Source organism: Pseudoalteromonas sp. SR45-6, from assembly GCF_014163545.1.
GTDB classification, from domain to species: Bacteria; Pseudomonadota; Gammaproteobacteria; order Enterobacterales; family Alteromonadaceae; genus Pseudoalteromonas; species Pseudoalteromonas rhizosphaerae.
In genome coordinates this window covers 14,159-39,542 of sequence record NZ_JACJDM010000047.1, presented here as the reverse complement: position 1 = coordinate 39,542, position 25,384 = coordinate 14,159, and the positions used below count along the sequence as shown (strand labels likewise).

Annotated in this window: 20 protein-coding genes, 1 other RNA gene and 1 pseudogene; 8 read left to right on the top strand and 14 right to left on the bottom strand. The window is 41.8% G+C overall.

Translation table 11 applies throughout. The features are described from left to right. Nucleotides 1–247 precede the first annotated feature (247 nt). A pseudogene (locus H5158_RS17385) lies at nucleotides 248–1,451 on the top strand (IS256 family transposase). 3 nt (nucleotides 1,452–1,454) lie between these two features. Here H5158_RS17385 and H5158_RS17380 read toward each other — a convergent pair. The 6 genes from H5158_RS17380 to H5158_RS17360 form a co-directional block, all read right to left on the bottom strand. Continuing rightward, nucleotides 1,455–2,063, bottom strand: a complete 609-nt coding sequence (locus H5158_RS17380; RefSeq protein ID WP_259399272.1) for a TniB family NTP-binding protein — start codon at nucleotides 2,061–2,063, stop codon at nucleotides 1,455–1,457. Nucleotides 2,064–2,065: 2 nt separating this feature from the next. Next, nucleotides 2,066–3,481: a Mu transposase C-terminal domain-containing protein gene (locus H5158_RS23680; protein WP_310736708.1), complete on the bottom strand. Its 1,416-nt coding sequence runs from the start codon at nucleotides 3,479–3,481 to the stop codon at nucleotides 2,066–2,068. A 49-nt stretch (nucleotides 3,482–3,530) separates the two neighbouring features. Further along, on the bottom strand, nucleotides 3,531–3,854 hold the full coding sequence (locus H5158_RS23410) for a hypothetical protein (protein WP_259399271.1): 324 nt from the start codon (nucleotides 3,852–3,854) through the stop codon (nucleotides 3,531–3,533). Continuing rightward, nucleotides 3,847–4,476 carry a TnsA endonuclease N-terminal domain-containing protein gene (locus H5158_RS17370; RefSeq protein WP_182740518.1) on the bottom strand — a complete coding sequence of 210 codons (630 nt, stop codon included), beginning with the start codon at nucleotides 4,474–4,476 and terminating at the stop codon, nucleotides 3,847–3,849. Before H5158_RS17370 ends, H5158_RS23410 begins: the two co-directional genes overlap by 8 nt. A 133-nt stretch (nucleotides 4,477–4,609) precedes the next feature. Continuing rightward, nucleotides 4,610–4,706, bottom strand: an RNA gene (gene ffs / locus H5158_RS17365) — signal recognition particle sRNA small type. A gap of 140 nt (nucleotides 4,707–4,846) precedes the next feature. After that, nucleotides 4,847–5,722 carry a DUF3014 domain-containing protein gene (locus H5158_RS17360; protein WP_182740517.1) on the bottom strand — a complete coding sequence of 292 codons (876 nt, stop codon included), beginning with the start codon at nucleotides 5,720–5,722 and terminating at the stop codon, nucleotides 4,847–4,849. 184 nt (nucleotides 5,723–5,906) lie between these two features. On the opposite strand from H5158_RS17360, the gene H5158_RS17355 reads away from it, so the two are divergent. Next, nucleotides 5,907–7,052, top strand: coding sequence for a patatin-like phospholipase family protein (locus tag H5158_RS17355; RefSeq protein ID WP_182740516.1), 1,146 nt, complete (start codon nucleotides 5,907–5,909; stop codon nucleotides 7,050–7,052). Between the two features lie 14 nt (nucleotides 7,053–7,066). Here H5158_RS17355 and H5158_RS17350 read toward each other — a convergent pair whose 3' ends face one another. Further along, the gene (locus tag H5158_RS17350) at nucleotides 7,067–9,043 is read right to left on the bottom strand and encodes a monovalent cation:proton antiporter-2 (CPA2) family protein (RefSeq protein WP_182740515.1); all 1,977 of its coding nucleotides are present in this window, start codon (nucleotides 9,041–9,043) and stop codon (nucleotides 7,067–7,069) included. A 150-nt stretch (nucleotides 9,044–9,193) separates the two neighbouring features. Here H5158_RS17350 and H5158_RS17345 point away from each other — a divergent pair, with 150 nt between their 5' ends. Then, a complete protein-coding gene (locus H5158_RS17345; RefSeq protein ID WP_149982978.1) occupies nucleotides 9,194–10,090 on the top strand; it encodes a diguanylate cyclase in 897 nt (298 codons plus the stop codon). A gap of 48 nt (nucleotides 10,091–10,138) precedes the next feature. Here H5158_RS17345 and H5158_RS17340 read toward each other — a convergent pair whose 3' ends face one another. The 6 genes from H5158_RS17340 to lpxB all read right to left on the bottom strand — a co-directional run bounded on the left by H5158_RS17340 (nucleotide 10,139) and on the right by lpxB (nucleotide 18,105). After that, a complete protein-coding gene (locus tag H5158_RS17340) occupies nucleotides 10,139–10,486 on the bottom strand; it encodes a hypothetical protein (RefSeq protein ID WP_182740514.1) in 348 nt (115 codons plus the stop codon). Further along, nucleotides 10,483–11,790, bottom strand: coding sequence for a tRNA lysidine(34) synthetase TilS (gene tilS, locus H5158_RS17335; RefSeq protein WP_182718676.1), 1,308 nt, complete (start codon nucleotides 11,788–11,790; stop codon nucleotides 10,483–10,485). Before tilS ends, H5158_RS17340 begins: the two co-directional genes overlap by 4 nt. Nucleotides 11,791–11,897: 107 nt before the next feature. After that, nucleotides 11,898–12,854, bottom strand: coding sequence for an acetyl-CoA carboxylase carboxyl transferase subunit alpha (gene accA, locus H5158_RS17330; RefSeq protein WP_145240508.1), 957 nt, complete (start codon nucleotides 12,852–12,854; stop codon nucleotides 11,898–11,900). Nucleotides 12,855–12,870: 16 nt separating this feature from the next. Then, on the bottom strand, nucleotides 12,871–16,362 hold the full coding sequence (gene dnaE / locus H5158_RS17325; RefSeq protein ID WP_182718677.1) for a DNA polymerase III subunit alpha: 3,492 nt from the start codon (nucleotides 16,360–16,362) through the stop codon (nucleotides 12,871–12,873). Beyond that, nucleotides 16,362–16,958 (bottom strand): ribonuclease HII, encoded by a 597-nt coding sequence (rnhB, locus tag H5158_RS17320; protein WP_182740513.1) that lies wholly within the window; start codon nucleotides 16,956–16,958, stop codon nucleotides 16,362–16,364. Before rnhB ends, dnaE begins: the two co-directional genes overlap by 1 nt. Next, nucleotides 16,948–18,105 carry a lipid-A-disaccharide synthase gene (lpxB, locus tag H5158_RS17315; RefSeq protein WP_145240502.1) on the bottom strand — a complete coding sequence of 386 codons (1,158 nt, stop codon included), beginning with the start codon at nucleotides 18,103–18,105 and terminating at the stop codon, nucleotides 16,948–16,950. The genes rnhB and lpxB overlap by 11 nt, the downstream gene beginning before the upstream one ends. A 378-nt stretch (nucleotides 18,106–18,483) precedes the next feature. Here lpxB and H5158_RS17310 point away from each other — a divergent pair, with 378 nt between their 5' ends. The 5 genes from H5158_RS17310 to cydC are packed head-to-tail and all read left to right on the top strand — an operon-like array spanning nucleotide 18,484 to nucleotide 24,887. Beyond that, nucleotides 18,484–20,085, top strand: a complete 1,602-nt coding sequence (locus H5158_RS17310) for a cytochrome ubiquinol oxidase subunit I (protein WP_182718679.1) — start codon at nucleotides 18,484–18,486, stop codon at nucleotides 20,083–20,085. Then, nucleotides 20,082–21,221 carry a cytochrome d ubiquinol oxidase subunit II gene (gene cydB, locus H5158_RS17305; protein ID WP_145240499.1) on the top strand — a complete coding sequence of 380 codons (1,140 nt, stop codon included), beginning with the start codon at nucleotides 20,082–20,084 and terminating at the stop codon, nucleotides 21,219–21,221. Before H5158_RS17310 ends, cydB begins: the two co-directional genes overlap by 4 nt. 13 nt (nucleotides 21,222–21,234) lie before the next feature. Further along, nucleotides 21,235–21,387, top strand: a complete 153-nt coding sequence (gene cydX, locus H5158_RS17300; protein ID WP_064667585.1) for a cytochrome bd-I oxidase subunit CydX — start codon at nucleotides 21,235–21,237, stop codon at nucleotides 21,385–21,387. Next, on the top strand, nucleotides 21,377–23,161 hold the full coding sequence (gene cydD, locus H5158_RS17295) for a thiol reductant ABC exporter subunit CydD (protein WP_182740512.1): 1,785 nt from the start codon (nucleotides 21,377–21,379) through the stop codon (nucleotides 23,159–23,161). Before cydX ends, cydD begins: the two co-directional genes overlap by 11 nt. Then, nucleotides 23,154–24,887, top strand: coding sequence for a thiol reductant ABC exporter subunit CydC (gene cydC, locus H5158_RS17290; RefSeq protein ID WP_182740511.1), 1,734 nt, complete (start codon nucleotides 23,154–23,156; stop codon nucleotides 24,885–24,887). The genes cydD and cydC overlap by 8 nt, the downstream gene beginning before the upstream one ends. On the opposite strand, the gene H5158_RS17285 is transcribed toward cydC, so the two are convergent. Beyond that, nucleotides 24,884–25,267: a septal ring lytic transglycosylase RlpA family protein gene (locus H5158_RS17285; protein WP_310736578.1), complete on the bottom strand. Its 384-nt coding sequence runs from the start codon at nucleotides 25,265–25,267 to the stop codon at nucleotides 24,884–24,886. The genes cydC and H5158_RS17285 overlap by 4 nt on opposite strands. Nucleotides 25,268–25,384: the final 117 nt, after the last annotated feature.

Genomic DNA, 25,384 nt, shown 5'->3' with positions numbered 1-25,384 from the left:
CATCATCACATTGAGATAATGCTTTTTCAACCGCTTGAACTTTAAATTCTTGTGTAAATCGACGTCTCATTTTTATCTGCCTCTATTAAAAGTTAGAGGCGACAACTATCCTGACACAGGGGGATAGCTACTCCCCTTTCAGTCTGGATGATTAATAATCCAATCGCTTCAACGTTACTGATGTTGACACGGGAGTGTTCAAAAATCTGTGTCATTTGATTAAACTGATAAAAAACATGAATGACACATGACAAATCAATTCAACTTCGAAGATGCCGTTAAAGCGCTTCAATCAGGTAAAAAGCTAAACGGTAAAGATGGTGTACTTACATCACTTATCAAACAATTAACCGAGTCAGCGCTCCAGGCTGAGCTTGAACATCACCTCGCTAATGAGCAGGCGCCTAACCGTAAAAATGGCTTTAGCACGAAGACGATTAAGTCACCTGCTGGCAATTTTGAGCTAGAGACGCCTAGAGACCGCAGTGGTAGCTTTGAGCCTCAGCTCATCAAGAAGAACCAAACGACATTGAGTGACGAAATAGACTCAAAAATACTCTCCATGTTCAGTATGGGGATGAGCTATCGTGATATTAATAAGCACATTGAAGATATGTACGGCATGAACGTCGCCACTGGCACCATCAGTGCTGTGACCGATAAACTTATTTCCAGAGCTTAAAGCATGGCAACAGCGCCCTCTCGATAGTCACTACCCGATTGTGTGGCTTGATGCTATTCATTACAAAGTCAAAGAAGATGGCCGTTATATTAGTAAAGCCGTTTATACGTTATTAGGGCTAGATATTCATGGCAAAAAAGAAATACTTGGCTTGCATTTATCCGAAAATGAAGGCGCTAATTACTGGTTGTCGGTACTTACCGACTTAAATAATCGAGGCGTTAAAGACATACTAATTGCATGCGTTGATGGGCTAACAGGCTTTCCAGAAGCCATTGCAGCTATATTTCCCGAGACAGAAGTTCAATTATGTATTGTTCATCAAATACGAAATTCAATGAAGTATGTCGCGTCAAAGAATCAAAAAGCATTTATGGCCGACTTAAAGCCCGTTTATCGCGCATCAACAAAAGAAGCAGCAGAGATAGCACTTGATGAGCTGGAGGCTAAATGGGGGGACGCTTATCCGCTAGTGATCAACTCATGGCGTAATAAATGGCATAATTTATCAGCCTATTTCAAGTACCCTGAGCCTATACGTAGGGTCATATACACAACGAATGCGGTGGAAGCAGTCCATCGTCAGTTTAGGAAATTAACGAAAACAAAAGGCGCTTTTCCAAATGAAAATAGCTTGTTGAAGTTGCTTTATGCTGGCATATTAAATGCTACCGAGAAATGGACAATGCCCATACACAATTGGAGCCTTTGTTTATCTCAGTTGGCAATTTATTTTAAAGGGCGTTTAGATAACGTGCTCGATCTTTAAATTTTAAGCTGACACAGAATCTTGAACGCCCTCTACCAATAAACGCGATGACCATTGAGGTTCGTCTGCTATTTTTTCTGCCCACGGCATACCAACTAATACTATCGATACGCCCGCTTCATCATTAATATACTTTAATCTGTTAGCAATCTCGCGGCGTTTTTTACCTTGGTTATGCTCAATTAGCTCTTGAAACTCATCAATAATTATCAGCTCTGTGCCACACGTTTTTAGGCACTTTATTAATGATGTCGTTAACCGAGTACCATTTACTCGCAGTTTCCGCTCTGTACTACCTACTTGCCCTAAGTCTTTAAGAAGCTCGGCTAAAGTAGATTCTAGTGTCGGATTGCTAGGTATGCGGCTGACTAATACAGGGTGATTCATCACTCCATTAATAAATTGCGGTAAGTGACGTTCTTTATACTGTTTTATTAGTGCTGTTTTACCTGTGCCTGTATCGCCATTTAACAGCATGCAAGGCTTTTCACCTGTTAGCCCTTTACCAAGTCTTAATCTGTCAAAGTCATTAAATACCGTGCTTATTATTGGGTATTCAATAAATACATCGCGAAATTCATTAAGCTTTTCTTTTTGTTTGTCGGTCAGCATAATTAAAATCCATCTAAGTCTGAAATAAAGTCATCCCAGCTATCTGTTGGTTGCTCTTTAGGTGTAACCTTTTTGTGTTCTACTGGCTCGCTCTGAGCTATTGATTTCTGCGAGTCGCTACTAACATTTTGATGCTTAGCTAATGCTTTACCGCCTTTTACTTTTGAGTGTTTTGGCGCATTTTTTAACTCTTCAAACTCGTTTTGAATTTTATTATGAATAAACATACGCGCTTTTGCTAAGCCGACATTATCGATAGAGCCCGAAATAAAATCGCGATGAATACGTATATTTATTTTATGCTGATTCAAACTTAAATTTTGAGTGTAACCGTTTGGATCTATGCATGGCACTTTTATGTAATGCTCTAGCTTATCGAGGTAAACGTATATATAAGAAATATCATCGGGATTTAATTTAATTAAAACTTCTTGAGATACCTTATGGCTGAATTGCTTTCTATAATTGGCCAGCTCAGTACTGTCGTAGCTTAAGTTTTCTAGCCGTATCCCACCTTTACGAAGCACCCGATGATTTGAAATACTGAGCACAACATCCAGTTGTTGAAGATCATCATTACTCAGCACTGTTGGTGGTAACGTATTAAAGCCTTGATCCCATTGTTGGCTTGGTATGTACTTAAATCGGCTATCGGCATCTTGATGATAAACGTCTACTACCCATTTATGAAATAACTGCATAAAGGTAGTAAAGCGCATGATTGCATCTTTTTTGGGATTGTATTCATGCTTTTGTAAAATGTTAGAAAAAGTTTTACCAGGAACAGGGTCTAATAATTCAGTGTTAATTGTGCCGAACATACGTTCTACAAAGGGTTTTAACCAAGGCTTTGCGACAGGGTTATATTGAGTATTAATGCCTATTTCTTCAAAAGCTAGTTCAAGGCTGTTGCTCCAAAATTCAGCGCCATTATCAACAACGAGTGTTTCAATTTTACCAGCACACTTCCACTCATTTACCGTATCAGGGTATAGCTTTGCCACTTCACTTTTAGGTTTCATCGCATTTAGCATTGCTCGTCTTACTGCATCGTAGCTAGGTTCACTGAAGCTAAAGTAATAGCCCGCAATACAATGGCTATACACATCGACTAACATGGTGAGTGTTGGCCGTCCAAGTGGGATATTCAACTCATCATCTAATAAAATAAGATCAAGGGGTGTATGGTCAATTTCAACTTTTTCAAGTACTCGGGTAGGCCGTGTATGCCCTTCCACTTTATTAAAAGCAATATCAGCAAGGCGCTTACCATAACGAGCAACCATTACTTCGTATTGCGGTAAGTTATCTATTCTATTTTTAAATGCTTTGTATGTTAAAGGCTTTAAATCACTGCCTACAACACTGTCGTTTTCAATGATAACTAAGTCTGCGTAATACTTATAAGCCGAAGCCACTGATGGCTTTTCTTTTACTAAGTAACGCTCAAGTGCCTTTTCAAAAAACTTATCGGTGGCTTGGTATTAGCGCCATGATATTTTTATCTGCATTGGTATAAGCGCTATACCATCGTGCAGCTGTTCTCCAGCTGGGCTTTTTTTCTCCCTCAACTTCGGGCATTACTTTTAATAAAGGCTCAAGGTTTTTTTGTGTCCAACCGCCTTGAATATTAGCCTCAAGCCATTGAATATATTTAAGCTTAGCAAATGTTGTTGTTTTAATTTTTTCAGGAAGGGCTTGTAAATCTTTGGCGTAATTTTGAGGTAGTTTGGTCTCTACTTTTGGTAATGGCTGGTTAAACTCATCATCAAACAAACCATCATTAAACATTGTTGGACCAAATTGCTGTTTCTATTGATATTTCATTTGTAGTTAAGTCGGCAAATAACTGCCCTAATGATAATAAACGTAACACCGTAGCAAGTAACTCACCGGCAGTTACTTTTAAAAAGCTAACTAACTGGCCCACTTTAATAGAGCCGTATTGCTTAACAAGTTCTAGCACCGATGCTTGCAGCTTTGTTAAAGACTGAAAACCAGAGTAGCGATGTAAAAGCTTTAAGTTATTGAGTGTTGGGTATACACGGATTTGTTTATCTGTAACCAGTATTAAATCTCGTCCACCTTGCTTAGCGATAGATTGCTTTTCAATAAAACGTGCACGAAAGTCTTCATCAGCAATTTTGCTTTGCGGTTTTACTTCAATAAATTTTTGCGTACCGTCTGTGTGGGTTAGTAAAAAGTCAGGTGTGTAACGGCAAATACGGTTATCAAACTGATATTCGTAACCTAGTGGCTGTGCTTCAAATGCGGCTATTGATGGTGAAAATTCAAAATGGAAACAAGCATCAAATTCTAAAGAGGATTCGACTAAACAAGTAGATTTATTTTTTTGACTAGCAAATTTATGGAGGTTTTTAACACGGGAGTGTTTGATTTTTCTTCTGTACATGTGAGTCAACCATCTAACCATTTGGTTAAATACTAGACTATGCCACCTTATACTTCCAGTTTATGCCATCTTTTAGTACAAATATGTCAACTTATACTTCAAACAACACCCAAATGAGGAATTTGGGTGGCAGTCTTACCAGCCACATCTCGGCACACACGTCACAAACTGTGGCTGCTCCCTTCCGGGCCTGACCAGGTTCGCCTGCTAGTGTTGCGAGAGGACCAATAAGACTACCATTGAGGGCCTTGGTTGGCGCGGGAGGGATTATCTCTACTTTTGCTGTGTTATTCAAGGGGAAACACAAAAAGAAAGTGCGATTGCATGTTAAACATACAATCGCACTGTTTTTTAAACGATTTAAGTAAGATTATTGATTATCTAACTCTTTTTTTACGTTGCGTAGTACAGCTTTTATTTTTTTCATGTTTTCAGGGCCCATGCGTAGCAGTTGTTTTTGTGCCGCTGGTAGGCGTTCCCATTCTGAGTAAGCATATTGATAAGTGACTGAATCACGTAACAGTGGCATATCCCCTTTTGGCTCTGGGGTATCCAATAATAGGTCTATCGCTTCTTCAAGTGTTTGATTAAATGCATCACCTTGATAGCCTATTTCTGTATATGCATCATTGATCAGTGGTTTGTACTCATCATATAAACGTACGATTTGCGCTGCGCTCATGCTAGTAAAGATTTTTACATAAGGGGTATAACGCTCATAGCTGTTTGGATCAATGGTAAGAATATCACCCTCTACCACACTAAAGCCTTCTTCTAACTTAATAACGGGAGTGTGTTTTTGCGCAATTTTACCTTTGGCAAGATTATCTATAAATACCACACCACGGCGAATAACATCGTCGTTTATAACCAAACTCATAGCGGCATCACTTAGGTATTCGTCTAACTTAGCAACAACGACAGGATCGCTTTCATCAAGAGTAGGTAGTGGCTCTACTTGCGGCTCAGGCTCTACTGGGCGTGGCGTTGGCACGGCTAAATCAGCAGGCTTTTCAGGATTAACAGATGGGCCATTAACAACCGGATCGTTCTCTGGTTTTAGCTCCATCATGGGGCGCTCTGCTACGGGTTGCTCAACTTCGGTTGCTGTTTGTGACTCATCACTTGAGTTTAATAACACAAACGCTGCAGCAATAATGATAATAATTAAAATGATGCCTGCAAATAAAAGGTTATTATTCGGTGGACGTTTTTGAACATCTGACGCTGATGGTTGATCTGACATACGAACTCCATAAATATTAAAATGCGATAACAGTAAGAGTACCCTAAATGGATTTAATTCATAGCCTACACTAATAATTATTAACGTAGCTAAGGTATCCTTTGATTCTTCTAGCTTAAAGACTTACAGTTAATAAATAAAGTAAAGACGCTTAACCGCTTAATTGCAACGACGAAACTCAACTATGAAAATCAAGCAAATCGATAAAAACAAACCTAAAGTTGCTCTGTTACTGACCGGTGGTGGTGCACGTGCCGCTTACCAAGTTGGGGTTCTTAAAGCGCTCGCGCACAGTATGCCGCGTACCGCCCCGCTGCCATTTACTATTATTAATGGTACATCTGCCGGAGCGATCAATTCAGCTGCGCTAGCAAGCTATGCTTCATGCACCCATTTGGCGGTACGTAAACTGGAATCTGTTTGGAAAAACTTTTCTACGTCAATGGTATATAAAAGTGATTTTATCAGCGTGTTTGGCCATTTAATGCGTAACATGCTGACCAGTTTTCAATCTGAACATATTAATCATCCACCAGCGAGCTTGTTGAATAATCAGCCTTTACGTAATTTACTTAATGAAATTTTAGATTTAACTCGCATTGAGCGTAATTTACACCGTAATTATTTAGATGCGCTGTCAATCACCGCATCAAGCTATACCACGGGTGATTCTGTGGCGTTTTTTCAATCTAATACACAATCACCTTGGCGGCGCGCTAAACGCGAAGGCCAAGCGACCCGTATTAACGTTGAACATTTAATGGCGTCCAGTGCAATTCCTATGGTGTTTCCGAGCGTAAATGTATACAACCACTACTTTGGTGATGGCTCTATTCACCAATTGTCGCCACTGAGTCCATGTGTCCATTTAGGCGCTGAAAAAATATTTATTATTGGTGTTGATCAGCCCAAAGAAGCTCATCCGCCGGGTTATCTCCCTCACTTCCCAGGGTTATCCTCAATTGCGGGCCATTTGCTCGACAGTGTGTTTACCGACACCTTACAGTCAGATCTTGAGCGCCTTGAACGAATTAACCGAACTTTAGGTTTGTTACCTGGGCGTGATAAACACCAAGAATTAAAGCAAATACAAAGTTTTGTGATCAATCCATCAGAAAACTTTAACGCCATTGCTGCAAACTATTACGGTGATATGCCTTTAGCCATTAAAATATTACTGCGCATGATCGGGGTTAAAAAACGTTCTCAATCGAGTTTAACCAGTTACTTATTGTTTGAAAAACGCTATACCCAGCATTTGATTGAAATTGGTTATAAAGATGGTTTAGAGAAACTGCCACAGATACGCGAATTTTTAGAGCTCGATTAACAGTTAACGATTCACTAATCCGTACCATCGAGTAAATAGCACTCTACCCGCTCTACTCGTCGAGGTTTACCTTGTAGTACAAGAATATCTCCGGCGAGTAAAATAGTGTGCAGCGATGGACTCTCAATTTCACGGTCTTTGCGCCGTAATGCTCGCACTGATACTTTACGTTTTTCGAGATTTAATTCATTAATATTTTTAGCAACCGCAAAAGCATGTTCAGGCAGTGCTATTACGTGTAAATACTCAAGCCGCTCGGCATTGTTTTCTTCACTATCAAATTTATCTCCGGCAAAAAAACCATGTGAAAATTGGTAACGGTTACGCCGCTCTTTGCTAACCCGCCTAACAATACGCGACATTGGTACGCCCGACATAGATAACACGTGCGACACTAACATTAAGCTCGCTTCCAGCGTTTCGGGCACCACCTCAGTCACGCCAAGCTCTTTGAGTGCTTCGAGATGACTATCATCGCGCATGCGTACCAGTATTTTCACGTCAGAAGCTATTTGCTTTATCGCATCGATCACGATTTGCGCATGTTCAAAATCGGTGAAAGTAATGATCACTAGTCGAGCTCGTTCGACTCCTGCTGATTTTAAAATATCTTTTTGTTTTACATGACCAAAAATAACGGGCTCTCCAGCTGCTTTGGCCTCTTGAACTAGTATTGGGTTACTTTCAACAGCAACGTACTCTATTGCTTCTGGCTTTAAAAACCGCGCAATAGTTTGCCCCACCCGAGAGAACCCACAGATAACTACATGGTTTTGATACAAAGTGCTACTGTTAGGCTGTTGCTGCCACTCACCGTTGGGATTTTTTAATACCCCAAGTTGTTTTAATAACCAAGGCGTCGATTCTATTAAATAAGGTGTTAAGCCCATCGACATGACTGCAATAGCGATTAAAAATGAGGCGTGATCTAAAGCTAATAATTGGTGTTTAGTAGCAAGCGCAATTAATACAAAACCAAACTCGCCCATTTGCCACAGCATGATGCCTGCTGCAATTGCATCTTGTTTTCGCTCGCCCATCAGTTGCGCTAAAAAAGTAATAACACCAATTTTTAATACTAGCATTAGCGCTAATGCAGCCACTATCCAATACCATACGCCAAACACGTATAAAATATCGAGCTGCATGCCGACAGTGACAAAAAATAGGCCCATTAAAATATCGCGAAATGGTCGAATATCGGCTTCTAACTGATGTCGGTACTGGCTTTCGCCGAGCATCATTCCTGCTAAAAATGCGCCCAGCGCCATCGATAAGCCAAATAAATACGTTAAGCCTGCGGCAAATAAGGCAACCACTAAAGTAGTCAAAACAAACAATTCATCGGTGCGCATTAATGCAACTTCGCTAAAGACTTTTGGCAATACCCACTTGCCTATCATCCATAACAACAAACATACAAACGCGCCTTTAGTTAAAGCGAAAGTCAGGGCCCAGGCAATGCCTTCAGTATCACTGCTTTGGGCCAGTAAAGGTAAAGTAATCAGTAACGGCACCACCGCAATATCTTGAAATAATAACATTCCGATAGCGAGCTGCCCTCGCCGCTGTTTAAGTTCGCCGGTTTCTTTAAGTAATTTAACCACCACCGCTGTTGATGACAACGCCATTAATGTCGCAATAGTGAAACTGCTCAACAAAGACAAATCCATCAACAATAAAATCAGCATAAACACAATACTTGTGACAATTACTTGCAACGTGCCCAAGCCAAATACAATATTGCGCATTGCCATTAAGCGGCCAACAGAAAACTCCAGCCCTAAACTAAATAATAAAAATACAATACCAAGCTCAGCTACAAAATGTATTTCATGACTTTGCGCCATCCAGCCAATGCCATGACTACCCGCTAATAAGCCAGTAGCAAGGTAGGCGAGGATCGGCGGTAAGCCAATGCGCTTAAATAACCATACCAGCACCACAGCAGCCAGTAATAAGCCAAATATTTGAGCCAATACACTTTGCAAATAAACCTCCTATTTATACTGTTGCCATACCGTCAAAATTTTAGCTACTTAAGAGTTAACTATAGCAACTATCTGTTTTTCAGCCAGTTTGGAATAGTGGCACAAAAATCGCTTAGAAAAGTAATAACAAACTCCTAGGGGGAGAAAACCATGGAAAATGTCCATATTTTGACGCAGCGCATCTCAGCACGTGGCGAGTTCCTGCCGTTTTCGGCAGAGCATTACCGTAATAATGAGCCCGCAGCTATCCATAGTTTGCTCGAGAAACTGCAAACAACGTTGAACATAGAAGAGCTACTAACGATTTATGCTGAACACGCAAAGCAGCTTATTAATTTTTCAGGCTTGCAGTTTCAGTCATCTCTTGGGGTGGCACAAATTGCTAATAGTGATAACAGCAAACCGCCATATTCATTTAATTTAGACATAAATAATGAACATTTAGGACAGCTTATCTATTTTTGCCAATATCCGCTTTCGGGCAATATTGAACAAAAGTTAGTTGGCTTACACTGCGCATTGGTTTACCCATTACGCAATGCATTAATGTATAGCCGCGTACTAAAACTAGCGACTAAAGACACCTTAACAGGGCTTAATAATCGTAGTCAGTTTGATGCTATTTTGACGCAAAAATTAGAGCGCTTTCGCCGCCATCATCGTCCATTTAGTTTAATGTTGTTAGATTTAGATAACTTTAAACAAGTTAATGATAGCTACGGTCATAAAATTGGCGATGACGTATTACAAGAGTTTGCCAACGTTTTATGCAGTAGTATTCGCGGCACAGATTCTGTATTTCGCTTTGGTGGCGATGAGTTTGCGGTATTAATTGATGATCCTGAATTTACCACAAATAAAGTGATTGCTCAGCGAGTGATGCAGTTAGTGGCGCAGTCAAGTTTAATGAAACAATATGAAGTCACCACCAGCATTGGATTTACTTTGGCAAACAGCAAAGATTGTGAGAATGAGATTTTTGCCCGCGCCGATAAAGGTTTATACAAGGCCAAAGCATCAGGGCGTAATTGCGCGAAAGCGTATTAATTAAAGGTAAGCCTAGTTCCCCCGCTAGGCCTTACTTTGATATTTATACTAACTTTTTGACTTGACCAATAACTTATAGCCTAATAGTGCTAAGCAAAAACCAAAAAAGAAACCACTAATTAGGTATAACAAAGCAGCCATGCTGGTCAGTGGTACAACAATGACCATTAATAATGGAATACTCACCCCAACAATAAAAAATAGTCCGCCTTTACCTAACCAGTACGCAATTAAAATAATCGCACACACCAAACCACCTGCAACCGAATACGCTAACGTTAATAGCGCCAGCTCAAACATTACCGTGGCAATGCCCGCTACAACGGCTGTAGCTATAAGCCCTAACGGCGCTTTATTGACTAGTGATAAACCAACGTGTGGCTGTGACGTTGTCATATTTTTATCTCCCAAAATATACCTTTTTCATCGGCGTGTTCTGCACTTATAAAATGCCCTACGACATAAACCAATTGCTCATTATAAAAAATTAGTGGCACATTAGCACGTAACCATGGCGCTACTTTGGCATCTTTAAACCAATGTTTAATACTGTTGTGACCCGGTTTTTTAAGCGGTTTAATACGCGCCTGTGGGCAATTAAACTGAACAGAAACGTGTTCATCAGACAATGGCTTTCTAACTCCTATACCTGATAATTGTATTAGGGTGCGACCATCTGAAAGTAACTGTTTTTGAGCTGTTAGTGATTGGCTGTCAGGAACGGTTGTTTCACGTACAAAATATAAAAAGTTTTGATGCCGGCGAACTTGCCCTTCGGTTAACTGAATAAGTAGCTGCGCATCAGCTTTTGCTGTTAAACCTTGTGTAAGTATTTGCTGAGTTTGTTGTTGTGATGGCATAAGCGTCGTAAACTGCCCAAGCCAACAACGCAAAACACTTGCTTGGCGCGCAGCGCTAAAATTTGCTAGCTGTAAACAACTTAACCCTTGCTGGGTGTTTTGGCATTGGCTTAAATCTAACTGAGTGTATTCATCAAGTACATCTTGCTGCTGTTGAAGAAGGTTAACACTGCGTGCTGCGCTTTTCTCAAAGCCGCTAAATCGTTCACTTAATAGAGGTACTATTTGCTGACGAATAAAGTTGCGATCAAAGCGCTCATCTGTATTTGAATCATCGGTAATATGCTCAAGCTTAAACTCGGTAGCAAATTGTTCAATACTGTGTCGTGTGCTGTTCAGCAGTGGCCGTAAACATTCTCGCCCAGAACTCAAGGTGCGAGTTTGCCGCATAGATGCTAAGCCTTGTAATCCTGAGCCGCGTTTTAGCCGCAGTAAAAACGTTTCTAGTTGATCATTTAAGTGCTGCCCTAGCAAAATAATACTGCCGCTTGGGCTATGCTGATCAAGTGCCTGATACCGAGCATCGCGGGCGAGCTCTTCTAGACTCGTGCGTGATTTATTGGTGATTTTTACCTGAGCCGAGTAAAAAGGAACTTTTACTATTGCACATAGTTTTTCGCAAAAATGCTGCCAATCGTCGCCATACTGACTTAAACCATGATTAACATAAACTGCGCTTAATTGCAGTTGCGGTATTTCAGCTTTTAGCGCATTCATTATATGCAGTAATACCACCGAATCCACACCACCAGAGAGCGCTACCGTAAATGCGGTTTTGTGCTCATCGGTATAAGGCGTAATGGCATTTTTTACTTGTTGGTATAACGATGTTGTTTGCATGAGTAACCATCAACTTAAATTTAGTAGTGCTCCAAGCTCCAAAGCATTCTAAAACAAAAAAGCCGCAATAGCGGCTTTTTTTCATCAATTTGGTTGTTTTGTTTATCTTAACAATAGCCAAACGACATTAAACGTTTATAGCGTTGATCAAGCATCTCATCCAGTGACAGAGCTTGTAAATCAGCTAAATCGCGCTTAAGTTGATTTTTCAGGTTACGCGCCATACCTTCGTAGTTACGGTGTGCGCCACCTAATGGCTCTTCAACTAAGCTGTTGATCAAATCAAGCTCTTTAACACGCTCAGCGGTTACACCCATCGCTTCTGCAGCAAGAGGTGCTTTATCAGCGCTCTTCCACAAAATTGATGCACAACCTTCTGGTGAAATCACCGAGTAAGTACTGTACTGCAACATGTTAACGCGATCACCTACACCAATGGCTAGAGCACCACCTGAGCCGCCTTCACCAATAACCGTACAAATTGTTGGCACTTTTAATGCTGCCATCACTTTAAGGTTACGTGCGATTGCTTCAGATTGGCCTCGCTCTTCAGCGCCAACACCTGGGTATGCACCTGGGGTGTCGATAAAGGTCATAATTGGCATTTTAAAACGCTCTGCCATTTCCATTAAGCGTAATGCTTTACGGTAACCTTCAGGCTTTGGCATACCAAAGTTGCGTTTAATTTTTTCAGCTGTGTCACGGCCTTTTTGTTGGCCAATAACCATCACTGGTTGACCTTCAAAGCGTGCAACACCGCCTAAAATTGCCGGATCATTCGCAAAAGTACGATCGCCAGCAAACTCGTCAAATTCCGTGAAAATACGCTCGATATAATCTCGAGTATAAGGACGCAACGGATGACGGGCTAACTGAGAAACCTGCCAAGCACCTAATTTAGAGAATATTTCCTCTTTCATTTTAGCGCTTTTCTCTTTTAATCGACTGACTTCCTCTTCTAACTCAAGGTCTAAATCGCCAGCGCGGCTTATATTTTGTAACTCTTCAATTTTTGCTTCTAACTCTGCGATTGGAAGCTCAAAATCAAGATAATTGAGGCTCATGCTCTAAACTACCTAATTAGTTAAATTCTAGTTCTACATCTTGCGCCGCCATTAACGATAACTTATGAATTAAGTCATCACTAGGCGTAACACACCATTCTGTCCCGAGGGTTAACTGTGCCAACGCATCTGGACGCTGATAGTAAACCTTAATCGGACAAGTACCAAACTTATAAGGTTCGAGTACTTTTTGTAATTTATCGAAGAAGTTGGCTTCGATTTGCACCATATTTAGCGTCATTTTAATCGCTTTAATACGTTTTTCGCGCGCTTGCGCGATGGTGCATATGTCTCTGGCGGTCATTGTAATACCACCGGAGAAGTTATCAAAGCTGACCTGTCCAGATATTACCAAGATATTGTTGATTTGCAGCATATCTTGGTACATTTCAAACTGTTCTGGGAATAAGCGTACATCAATACGGGCACTCTTGTCATCTAAAGTTACAAGCCCCCAACGATTTCCCTTTTTATTTACTAGTGTACGTGCAGCTATAACAAGGCCTGCAGCGGTTGATTGCACATCACGATTAGTTGGCTGTAAATCCACTAATTTACCACTGGTGTAATATTTCAGCTCTTTACGATACTGATTTATTGGGTGCCCGGTTAAATATAAGCCTAAGGTTTCTTTTTCCCCATCAAGCCATTGGTTATCAGTCAGTGGCGTGGCTTTTATAAATGCTTGCTCGACTTCATCCGGCTCTGTCGCTAATAAACCAAATAAATCAGTTTGCCCTAACGACTCTGCTTTATGATGCTGATCAGCCGCTTTCATCGCATCTTTTAAGCTTGCCAATAACGTAGCACGCGCTGGTTGCGTTTTCTCGGGACCGAGTTGATCAAGCGCACCGGCGTAAATAAGTTTTTCGGTTACGCGTTTATTGATACGTTTTAAATCTACCCGCGCACAAAAATCGAATAGGTCTTTAAATGGCCCACCGTTACTTCGCGCTTCTAAAATTGCATCTACAGGCGCTTCACCCACGCCTTTGATAGCACCAATACCATAAACAATTTCACCCTTGAGGTTTACTGTAAACTTATAGGCACCAGCATTTACATCAGGCGGTAATAAAGTGAGCTTCATGTTCTCACATTCATCAACCAAGGTGACGATTTTTTCAGTGTTATCCATATCAGCCGACATCACCGCCGCCATAAATTCAGCAGGATAATGGGTTTTCATCCACAGCGTTTGGTACGATACTAACGCATAGGCTGCGGAGTGTGATTTATTGAAACCGTAGCCTGCGAACTTCTCTACCAAGTCGAAGATCTTAATCGCCAGTTCGCCGTCAATGCCGTTATTTCGCGCACCATCTTCAAATGTTGAACGCTGTTTTGCCATCTCTTCTGGCTTTTTCTTACCCATTGCACGACGTAACATATCGGCGCCACCTAGGGTGTAACCTGCCAGTACCTGAGCAATTTGCATTACTTGTTCTTGATACAAGATAATGCCGTAAGTCGGCTCCAAAATAGGCTTTAAGCTTTCGTGTTGATATTGTGCATCTGGATAAGAAATTTCTTCGCGACCAAGTTTTCGGTCGATGAAGTTATCTACCATGCCTGACTGCAATGGCCCGGGACGAAACAAGGCTACCAAGGCGATCATATCTTCAAAGCAATCGGGCTTTAAGCGCCTTACTAAGTCTTTCATACCCCGGGATTCAAGTTGGAATACCGCGGTAGTTTCTGCTCTTAATAGCAGCTCTATACTCTTTTTATCATTCAGTGGAATGGTGTTGATATCTATTGACTCTTTGCCCTCTCGGGTTAAGCGCTCATTAGTCATATCAACTGCCCATTGCAAAATGGTCAGGGTTCGTAGACCTAAGAAGTCAAACTTTACTAATCCGGCGGTCTCTACGTCATTTTTGTCAAACTGAGTAACCGGAAACTTACCTTCATCGTCACAATACAGGGCGGCAAAATCAGTAATTGTAGTCGGTGAAATAACCACACCACCGGCATGTTTACCAGCGTTACGTGTACAGCCTTCAAGGATGCGACACATATCGATTAAGTCTTTTACTTCTGTATCGCCATCGTAAGCTTCTTGCAGGCGTGGCTCAACATCAAACGCTTTTGCCAACGTCATGCCGGGATCGCCTGGGATCAGTTTTGATATACGGTCAACAAATCCGTACGGGTGGCCAAGTACTCGGCCAACATCACGTATTACCGCTTTTGCTGCCATAGTACCAAAAGTAATGATCTGTGATACCGCATCTCGTCCATACAGAGCCGATACGTGATCGATTACTTCATCGCGTCTATCCATACAGAAATCGACGTCGAAATCCGGCATTGATACACGTTCAGGGTTCAAGAAGCGCTCGAAAAGTAAATCAAATTCAAGCGGATCAAGATCGGTAATTTTCAGCGCGTACGCCACTAACGAACCCGCACCTGAACCACGCCCTGGCCCAACTGGAATATTGTTATCTTTACTCCACTGGATGAACTCCATTACGATCAAGAAGTAACCAGGGAAACCCATTTGGTTAATTACATCGAGCTCGATTTGTAAACGCTCGTCGTATTCAACACGTTTTTCTGCTCGGTCCGCTGCATCAGGGAATAAAAACTGTAGGCGCTCTTCAAGACCGTCTCGGGATACTTTCACCAAGAAGTCTTCAATTTTTAATGAGCCGGTTGGATAATCTGGTAAGAAATACGTACCAAGCTGCACCGTCACATTACAGCGTTTGGCGATTTCCACACTGTTTTGCAGCGCTTCTGGGATATCACTAAACAGCTCAGCCATTTGTGCTGGGGTTTTTAAGTACTGCTCTTCAGAGAAGCGCTTTGGTCGGCGTTTATCATCAAGCGTATAGCCGTCAAATATTGCTACACGTATTTCGTGGGCCTCGAAGTTTTCAGGCTTCAAAAATACCACTTCGTTGGTAGCCACCACTGGCAATTGCTCAACGGTTGCAAGCTCAACCGCTAAGTGTAAATAGTCTTCTTCTTGTGTACGCTTAGTACGTATCAACTCAATATAGTAGTTATCACTAAAATGCTGTTTATAAAAACTAACCACCGACTCAACTGTCGCTGGGTTGCCTTTTAATAGCGCTTTACCTAAATCGCCATCTTTGGCACCAGAGAGTAAAATAAGCCCTTCTTTGTGCTCAACTAACCAATCTCGTTCAATAACAGGGCGATGAAATAAATGCCCACGTTGATACGCTTTAGATATTAAAAGGGTAAGATTTTTATAACCGACATTATCTTTAGCTAAAATAACTAACCGACAAGGCCCTTCTGGAAACTCTGGGCTGTGTAACCAAAAATCAGCACCAACAATTGGTTTAATACCCGCATTATGAGCGGTGTCATAAAAGCGCACTAAACCACATAAGTTCATTTGGTCGGTAATGGCCAATGCCGGTAATTGTAATTCCTGCGCTTTGGCGACAATCGGTTTAGTTTTCGCTAAACCATCGACCATTGAAAAGTCTGAATGTACCCGTAAATGCACAAAATCTGGAGCTGCCATTACTTCTCCTGCATCGCCAGTACACGTTGTACTGGTTTAAAGCTTTTACGATGTTCACTAATGGCGCCGTACTGCTCAAGAGCAGCAAAATGTGCCTTGGTTGGGTAGCCTTTATGACCTGCAAAACCATATTCTGGATAGCGTTTATCAAGCTCAATCATTTCATCATCACGGGCAACTTTAGCAATAATGGATGCTGCTGAGATCTCTGCCACTAGACTGTCGCCTTTTATTACGGCTTGTGCCGGCATACTGAGCGCAGGTAGGCGATTGCCATCGACAAATACAAACTCAGGGGTGGTACTTAAGCCTTCAACCGCACGAGTCATTGCCAGCATAGTGGCATGGAGAATATTTAACTCGTCGATTTCTGTGGGGCTACATCGGCCAATGGACCAACACAGCGCTTTTTCTTTGATCTCAATTACCAGTGCTTGGCGTTTTTTATCGGTTAACTTTTTTGAATCCGCAAGACCAGCTATCGGTTTAGCTGGATCGAGGATCACCGCAGCGGTCACTACATCGCCAACTAATGGCCCACGGCCGACTTCGTCAACGCCAGCGATAAAGCTGAGGTTAGGTCGTTCAATTTGCATCTATAATCTCCGCAACAGCAGTGGCTGCTTGCTCACTAGCATTTAAGCGTATTTGCTGGTGAATGGCTAAAAAACGCGCTTTCAACTCGCGATTATCACTATTTAGCATTGGTTCAAGGGCGTTCGTTAGGTTTTCAACGCTGCAATCATGCTGCATAAATTCAGGCACTAGCTCTTCGTCAGCTAATAAGTTTGGTAACGAAAAGTATTTAATATTAAAAGTGAATAAACTTTTAAAAATCCAATAACTTAGGGCTTTTATTTTATAGCCAACCACCATAGGTTTTTTATAAAGCATCCCTTCCAGGGTCGCGGTACCTGATGCAATTAAAATCACATCTGCCGCTTGCATTGCAAGGTTCGATTGCCCATCCAACAACTGAATATTTAGTTGTGGCGCTGTAGCTGCCAAAATAGCACTAAATTGTGCTTTGCGTTGCTCATTTACTAATGGCACCACTATTTTTAAATCAGGATTTTTAGCTTGTAGCCCGGCCGCTGTTTTAAGGTAAGTTTCACTAAGCAACCCTACTTCTGAGCCTCGACTACCTGGCAATAATGCCAGTACTTTATCATCAAGGCTTAAACCCAATTGTTGACGCGCTGCGCTGTCGTCATGCTCAAGGGCAATATCATCAGCCAGTGTATGGCCAACAAAAGTACATGGCACATTATGTTTATCGTAAAATGCTTTTTCAAACGGTAATAAAGCCAGCACCATATTGGTTGCAGCGCTGATTTTGTGAATACGTTTTTCTCGCCATGCCCACACTGATGGACTTACATATTGAATCGTTTTAATACCAGCATCTTTTAACGGCTTTTCAACCCGTAAATTAAAGTCAGGTGCATCAATACCGATATAAACGTCTGGCGGGTTATCAATAAAGTGTTGGACTAGTTGCTTGCGAATTTTTAATAACCGCGGTAATCGGCCTAGCACTTCCACTAAGCCCATTACAGCTAACTCTTCCATATCAAATAAGCTACTACAGCCTTGCGCCTGCATTTTCGGCCCTGCAATACCTTCAAAAATGGCATCAGGGTAGCGCTGTTTCAATGCTTTAATTAGGCCTTCACCTAAAATATCACCAGAGAGCTCTCCAACTACAATCGCTATACGTAGTGGCTGTTTATCTTTATTCATGGCTGTTTTTTATTCACAAGTCAACAAGACGGTCATAGGCAGTAGTCTAGCTTGTTTTACTGCGCGATTAAATGACACACCCTGAATAAATTAGAGAAACCTTCACCAACGTACCTTTACTGATACAACCAGAACTATTTGCCTGTTTTTCAAACATATATTGGTAAATAGTTAAGCTCTGTGTTTCACTAACTAAAGCTGATTAAAAAGCGTCGCATTAATCATAATGGGGTAATATTTATCCATGTTGTGATTGACAATAATTAACCAAAAGAGAATAATGCATGAGGTTTCAATAATTACTGAAACTTCATTAACTAACTTTTGCTTACTTTATTTGTTTTGTGACTCGCCCGCACATACAAGGAGCTATAAAAAATGATAGATGAAACCTTTGTGGATCTATCGCGATTACAGTTTGCTGTCACCGCCCTGTTTCACTTTTTATTTGTACCACTGACTCTAGGTATGACCTGGATTTTAGTGATCATGGAGTCGGTTTATGTAATGACCGGCCGAGAAATCTACCGTGATATGACCAAGTTTTGGGGTAAACTATTTGGCATTAACTTCGCCATTGGTGTAGCCACAGGCCTTACCATGGAGTTTGAATTTGGTACTAACTGGTCTTATTACTCTCATTATGTGGGCGATGTATTTGGCGCTCCCCTTGCGATAGAAGGGTTAATGGCATTCTTTTTAGAATCGACCTTTGTGGGTATGTTCTTTTTAGGCTGGGAGCGGCTCAGTAAACGCCAGCATTTAGGTGCAACCTTTTTAATGGCTATTGGTACTAATATGTCTGCGCTGTGGATATTAGTCGCTAATGGTTGGATGCAAAACCCTGTCGGTGCTGAATTTAACTATCAAACTATGCGCATGGAAATGACGAGTTTTGCCGAGCTTGTGTTTAACCCTGTCGCACAAGTTAAGTTTATTCATACTGTGTCTGCGGGCTATGTTGCCGCATCCATGTTCGTATTGGGGATCAGTAGTTGGTATATCCTTAAGGGCCGTGATCTCGCTTTTGCAAAACGCTCTTTTTCAGTCGCTAGCGGCTTTGGTTTAGCCTCAGTATTGTGTGTTATTTTACTTGGCGATGAATCAGGCTATGAAGTCGGTGAAGTACAAAAAGTAAAACTGGCAACCATTGAAGCTGAATGGCACACCGAGGAAGCACCCGCTGCGTTTACGTTAGTTGGGATCCCTGATTCCGATAAACAAGTGACCCATGCTGCCGTTAAAATCCCGTATGCACTAGGCTTAATAGCGACCCGCTCGCTAGATGAGCAAGTCATCGGCATTAATGATTTAGAAAAACAACACGAAGTGCGTATTCGTAACGGTATGATCGCTTATAAATACCTTGAAAAACTGCGCAGTGGTGATGACTCAGCTGAGAATATTGCTAAGTTTGACACCCTCAAAGCTGATTTAGGCTACGGCTTATTGTTAAAGCGTTATACACCAAATGTAGTGGATGCAACTGAAGCACAAATTCAGCAAGCCGTTAAAGATTCGTTCCCTCAAGTAGGCCCGATGTTTTGGTCATTTAGGATCATGGTTGGCTGTGGTGTGATTATGCTGGGCGTATTTGTATTGTCTTTTTATTACAATGCACATCGTGTGATTGAACAGAAACGTTGGTTATTGTGGGCTGCGGTGTGGAGTATTCCTCTACCTTGGATAGCAATCGAGTTTGGCTGGATAGTTGCAGAGTATGGCCGTCAGCCGTGGGCAATCTCTGAAATACTGCCGACCTTTTTAGCGACCTCGTCACTGACTGTCAATGATATTTTAATAAGCTTAACCGGCTTTATCGTATTCTACACCGGCCTTGCTATTGTCGAAGGCTGGCTGATGCTGCGATTTGTTAAAATAGGACCAAGTTCATTGCACACTGGTAAATATCACTTTGAACATTTAGATGACCATACTAATGGCGACCAAATAACTGACGAGCAAGGAGCAAAATCATGATTTTCGATTATGAAACGTTAAAGTTACTTTGGTGGGTTATCATCGGCGTATTGTTAATTGGTTTTGCAATCACCGATGGTATGGACATGGGCGTGGCTATGCTTATCAAGTTAGTTGGTAAAACCGACAGTGAACGCCGTGTGGTGATCAATACGGTAGGTCCACACTGGGATGGTAACCAAGTATGGTTTATCACCGCAGGTGGTGCCTTATTTGCAGCGTGGCCGATGGTTTATGCGGCTGCATTTTCGGGCTTTTACTTTGCTATGATGTTGGTATTGTTTGCCTTATTTTTTAGACCTTTGGGTTTTGACTATCGCAGCAAAATTGACTCTCCACGCTGGCGTAACAATTGGGATTGGGGCTTATTTGCTGGCAGTGCCATTCCTGCTCTGGTATTTGGCGTGGCCTTTGGCAATCTGTTTTTAGGTGTGCCATTTAGTATTGATGAATACCTTAGAACCAGCTACCAAGGATCTTTCTTTGCATTATTAAATCCATTTGCCTTATTAGCCGGCTTGATCAGCGTAACTATGTTACTTGCCCATGGCGGTATGTGGTTACAGCTGCGTACAGACAGTGATGTTGCTCGTCGCTCAGCGCAATATGGTCGTTATGCACTGTTAGCATTCATCGTGTTATTTGCTGTTGCAGGTATTTGGATTGCTAATCTTGATGGTTACCAAATAATCTCGATGGGTGATACGCAAGGCTTTGCAAACCCACTAGATAAAACAGTAACCACCTCTGCAGGTGCTTGGTTAAACAATTATCAACAAATGCCTTTAACTATGCTGTTCCCTGCGGTCGCTTTTTTAATGGCTGCATTAGCGTGGATATGTTCAAAAATTAATAGACCGGGGCTGGCATTAATAGCAACAAGCTTAATGCTTGGCGGTGTGATCATGACGGCTGGAATGTCTTTATTCCCATTTATTATGCCATCAAGTAATCACCCTGATATTAGTTTAACAATATGGGATGCGGTTTCTAGCCATAGAACATTGAATGTAATGTTTATTGCAGTAAGTATTTTTGTGCCACTTATTTTACTTTACACCACATGGTGTTATGTGAAAATGTGGCGCAAAGTAACCGTAGAAGAAATTGAAAATAACAGCCATGGCAGTTACTAAGGAGATTTGATCTATGTGGTATTTTGCTTGGATACTCGGTGTTTTATTAGCCTGTACGTTAGGTGTGATCAACGTTATGTGGTACGAATTTGGCCAGAACAAAGACAGTATCGCTGACGACGAACAAGAATTACACGATAGGCTTAATCGCCAAAATGACGACTAACCCCCGACCAAATCGCGCGCAGCAAACTTCGCTGCGCGCGTTTTTAAAAACGCATTCCAATCACGCTGGCAGTCTTTTAAAAATCAGTATTGCGCTAGGAACATTTAACGCATTATTGATGATTGCCAGTGCTTATTTAGTGGCACGATCAATTCATTTAGTGATGTTTGAACACGCCAATTTAGCCACTATTACCCCTTTACTTTGGCCATTAGCAGCATTGATTTTAGGGCGCGGAATATTGCTTGGATTTTCGCAGCGCATAAGTGCCCAAGCCGCACTTAAAATTAAAACTGCTATGCGCCATACTTTACTCGAGAAACTCACCTTACTTGGGCCAAGTTATATTGAACAACAAGGTCATGGCGCGACTTTAAACACCCTACATAATGGTGTTGAAGCACTGCACGATTATTATGCTAATTATTTACCGAGCGTGGCTTACAGTGCGCTTATTCCTTTGGCTATCCTGATGGTGATTTTTCCTACCGATTGGAAAGCTGGGTTGATTTTTTTATTCACCGCCCCTCTAATTCCGTTTTTTATGATTTTGGTTGGCCACAAAGCAGAACAACTGAATCAACAACGTTGGCAACAACTAGCTGTGTTAGGTAATTACTTTTTTGACCGCTTACAAGGCTTAACCCAACTAAAGTTATTTAATGCGACTACGCGCGAACTAAAGCAAATTGCCAAAATTTCCGATGACTTTCGCCATGCGACTTTAAACGTATTAAAAATCGCATTTTTATCATCTTTCGCACTCGAATTTTTAGCGACCATTAGTGTCGCGTTAGTAGCGGTGATAATCGGTTTTCGGTTGTTTTTTGGTACCTTAGATTTTTCGACCGGCTTTGTTGTACTGTTACTTGCTCCGGAGTTTTATTTACCGCTGCGCCAACTCGGCAGCCATTACCATGCCCGATTAGAAGGGATTAGTGCCGCCGCTGATATGCTAAAAATATTAAATGAGCCACTCCCTGCTAAGGATCTTGAGAACATACAACCAAATACTCAAAATAGCTTAAACTTACCAAGTATCGAACAACTCAATATTGATAATTTAAATTTTCATTACCCACAAAGTAATGAAGGCGTTAACAATATAAACCTAACATTTGCAGGCACAGGCCTGTATGCCATCGTTGGTCAAAGTGGTGCTGGTAAAAGCACCTTACTCGATTGTTTATTAGGGTTTCATCCTCAGGTGATCGGTGCTGTTACGGTAAATCAACAACAATTAGCCGCATCACACATTAAGCAATGGCAGCAACATATTGCCTGGATCCCACAACAACCTACTTTATTGTTTAACAGTATCAAAGCTAACTTACTATTGGCCAAACCGGATGCCACACTCACGCAGCTAGAAACTGCAGCAGAGCAAGCTGGTGCACTTGAGTTTATCAATCAATTACCAGAGGGCTTTGACACTCAAATTGGTGAACAAGGCGAAGGACTCTCAGGCGGGCAAAAGCAGCGGATCGCTTTAGCTCGGGCATTTTTAAAACAAGCGCCAATTTTGATCCTTGATGAGCCAACCGCACACCTCGATAGCCAAACTGAGCAACAGGTGCAAGCGGCTATCAATCATTATGCACAGCAACATCTCGTTGTGGTGATAGCCCATCGCTTAAATACCATTGCACAAGCTAAACAAGTTATTGTAATGAAAGATGGTGCTGTTATTGAGCAAGGTAGCTTTAAAACCCTCATCGATAACCAAGGCGCGCTGTTTGATTTAGTGCATGCAAGGAGTAAACAGCATGACTAATTTTTTACGTTTATTAAAACTGTGTAGACCGCACCTAGGTGCAATGCTGTTAGGGGCATTTTTAGCAACCTTAACAGTACTGGCAAACGTTGGCTTATTGGCTATTTCTGGTTGGTTTTTAGCCGCCATGGCTGCAGCTGGCTTGGCTGGCACGCAAATGAATTACTTCACACCAGCCGGCACAATTAGATTTTTGGCAATCGTAAGAACCGCCTCTCGTTACGGCGAGCGATTGGTAACCCACAACGCCACCTTTTTATTATTAAGTGAAATTCGTGTCAGTGTTTTTAACACGCTAAGCCAGCTAAGCAATGTTGATTTAGCCATGAGCCGCAGCGCCGATCTATTTAACCGCATGCAAAATGATGTTGAAGCGCTCGATAAATTTTACTTAAACGTATTATTACCGATGATTGTTGCGCTAATCAGCGTGCCAATTGTGGTTGCAATTATGGCAGCCTACAACAGTAATGTTGCGCTACTATGCTTTACTGCACTCTTAATAGTAGGCGTTGCCCTACCGCTCATACTAAGTAAACAACTTCAGCAAACTGCCAACCTCGAAACTCACTATTCGGCGACTTTACGTGCTGAATTATCAGATACCCTAAGTGGCTTACGAGAGCTGGCTATCTATCAAGCCACCGAGCAACAAATTGAGCAATGTCGGGCAGCCAGTGAACGCTATAATCGGCAACTATTTGTTCGCCATAGCGCCGAAGCACATAGTAATGGCGTATCACTATTAATAGTACAACTGAGTATGCTCGGTGCCATTGTGATAATTGCACCGCTAGTTTACAGCGGAGCTATGGCCAATGTTGAACTGGCAATGCTTAGTTTATTTGTGCTTGCTAGTTTTGAAACGGTGCTAACGCTGCCAAATGCGTTTATTCAATTGCCCGTAGCGCTAAGCGCTGCAAAGCGTATTTTTGATTTAGAAGATAAACTGCGCCCTGAAACTACAAGCGTTCAGGAGTCGTTATCAGTGCAACCTGTAGGGCTTGAATTTAAAGATCTTAGTTATTGTTACCACGGCGATACTTTTGCGCTTAACAACTTAAGTTTTGCTATTGAGCCACTGCAAAAAGTCGCGATTGTGGGGCAAAGCGGCAGTGGGAAAAGTACGCTGGTTAATTTACTCAGTGGTTTATGGCCACAGCAAAATGGTGAGATAAATCTAACTTCAGCAGACAAAACCATAGCAATTAACACGATCAGTCAACAAAATCGCTGCGAACTGATTAACATAGTCGCACAACAACATCATATTTTTGATGGCACCATTGCTGAAAACTTACGCTATGCGGCGCCCTCAGCAACTAAACAACAAATGCGCACAGCCTGTCAACAAGCACAGTTAGGTGATTGGCTTAGCGAGTTAAAACTAGGATTAGACACCCGCTTAGGCACAGGTGGCAGAAGTTTGTCGCGTGGGCAATCGCGGCGTTTAGCGTTAGCGCAAGCCTTACTCAGAGCACCGGCTATTTTAGTGCTTGATGAGCCAACCGAAGGCCTCGACAATCAATCGAAGCATCAAGTTATGGATGCGATATTAACCAGCATGGGGCACTGTACTGTGATCAGCATAACTCACGACCCTGCCTTACTTGCCAATATGGATAACGTAATTTGGTTAGAGCAAGGGCAAATAAAAGCGATTGCAACGCATCAGCAACTATTAGCAGAGCAACCTGAGTACGTGAACTTGATCACACGCTTTTAATCAATTACTTCAACGGTTACGTTAATAACGCCCGAGCTTGGCTCTGCGAGTTGCTCAAACGCATGCTTTGTTAAATCGATGATACGGCCGCGAATAAAAGGACCGCGATCATTCACTCTAACGACCACTGAACGGTTATTTGCTGTGTTTGTGACTTTAACTTTGCTGTTAAAAGGGAGCTGTTTGTGCGCCGCAGTCATGGCTTGTTGGTCAAACTTTTCACCACTAGCGGTCAGCCGACCATGGTATTTATCGGCATAAAAGCTAGCATTTCCCTGCTCACGAATACCTGTGCTTGTTGCAGAATAGTTTGTCTGCGAGCTACTACAGCCAGCTAAAATAGCCAGTGATAAGCTAATTAAAAGTGCTTTAATCAAAATTCAACGCTCCCTTAGAATGCATGAAGGTAGCAGGTATCAACTGAGCTGCAACTGAATTAAAGTAAATACAAAACAGTGAATACAAAAAAGCCACCAAGTTAACTTAATAACTGGTGG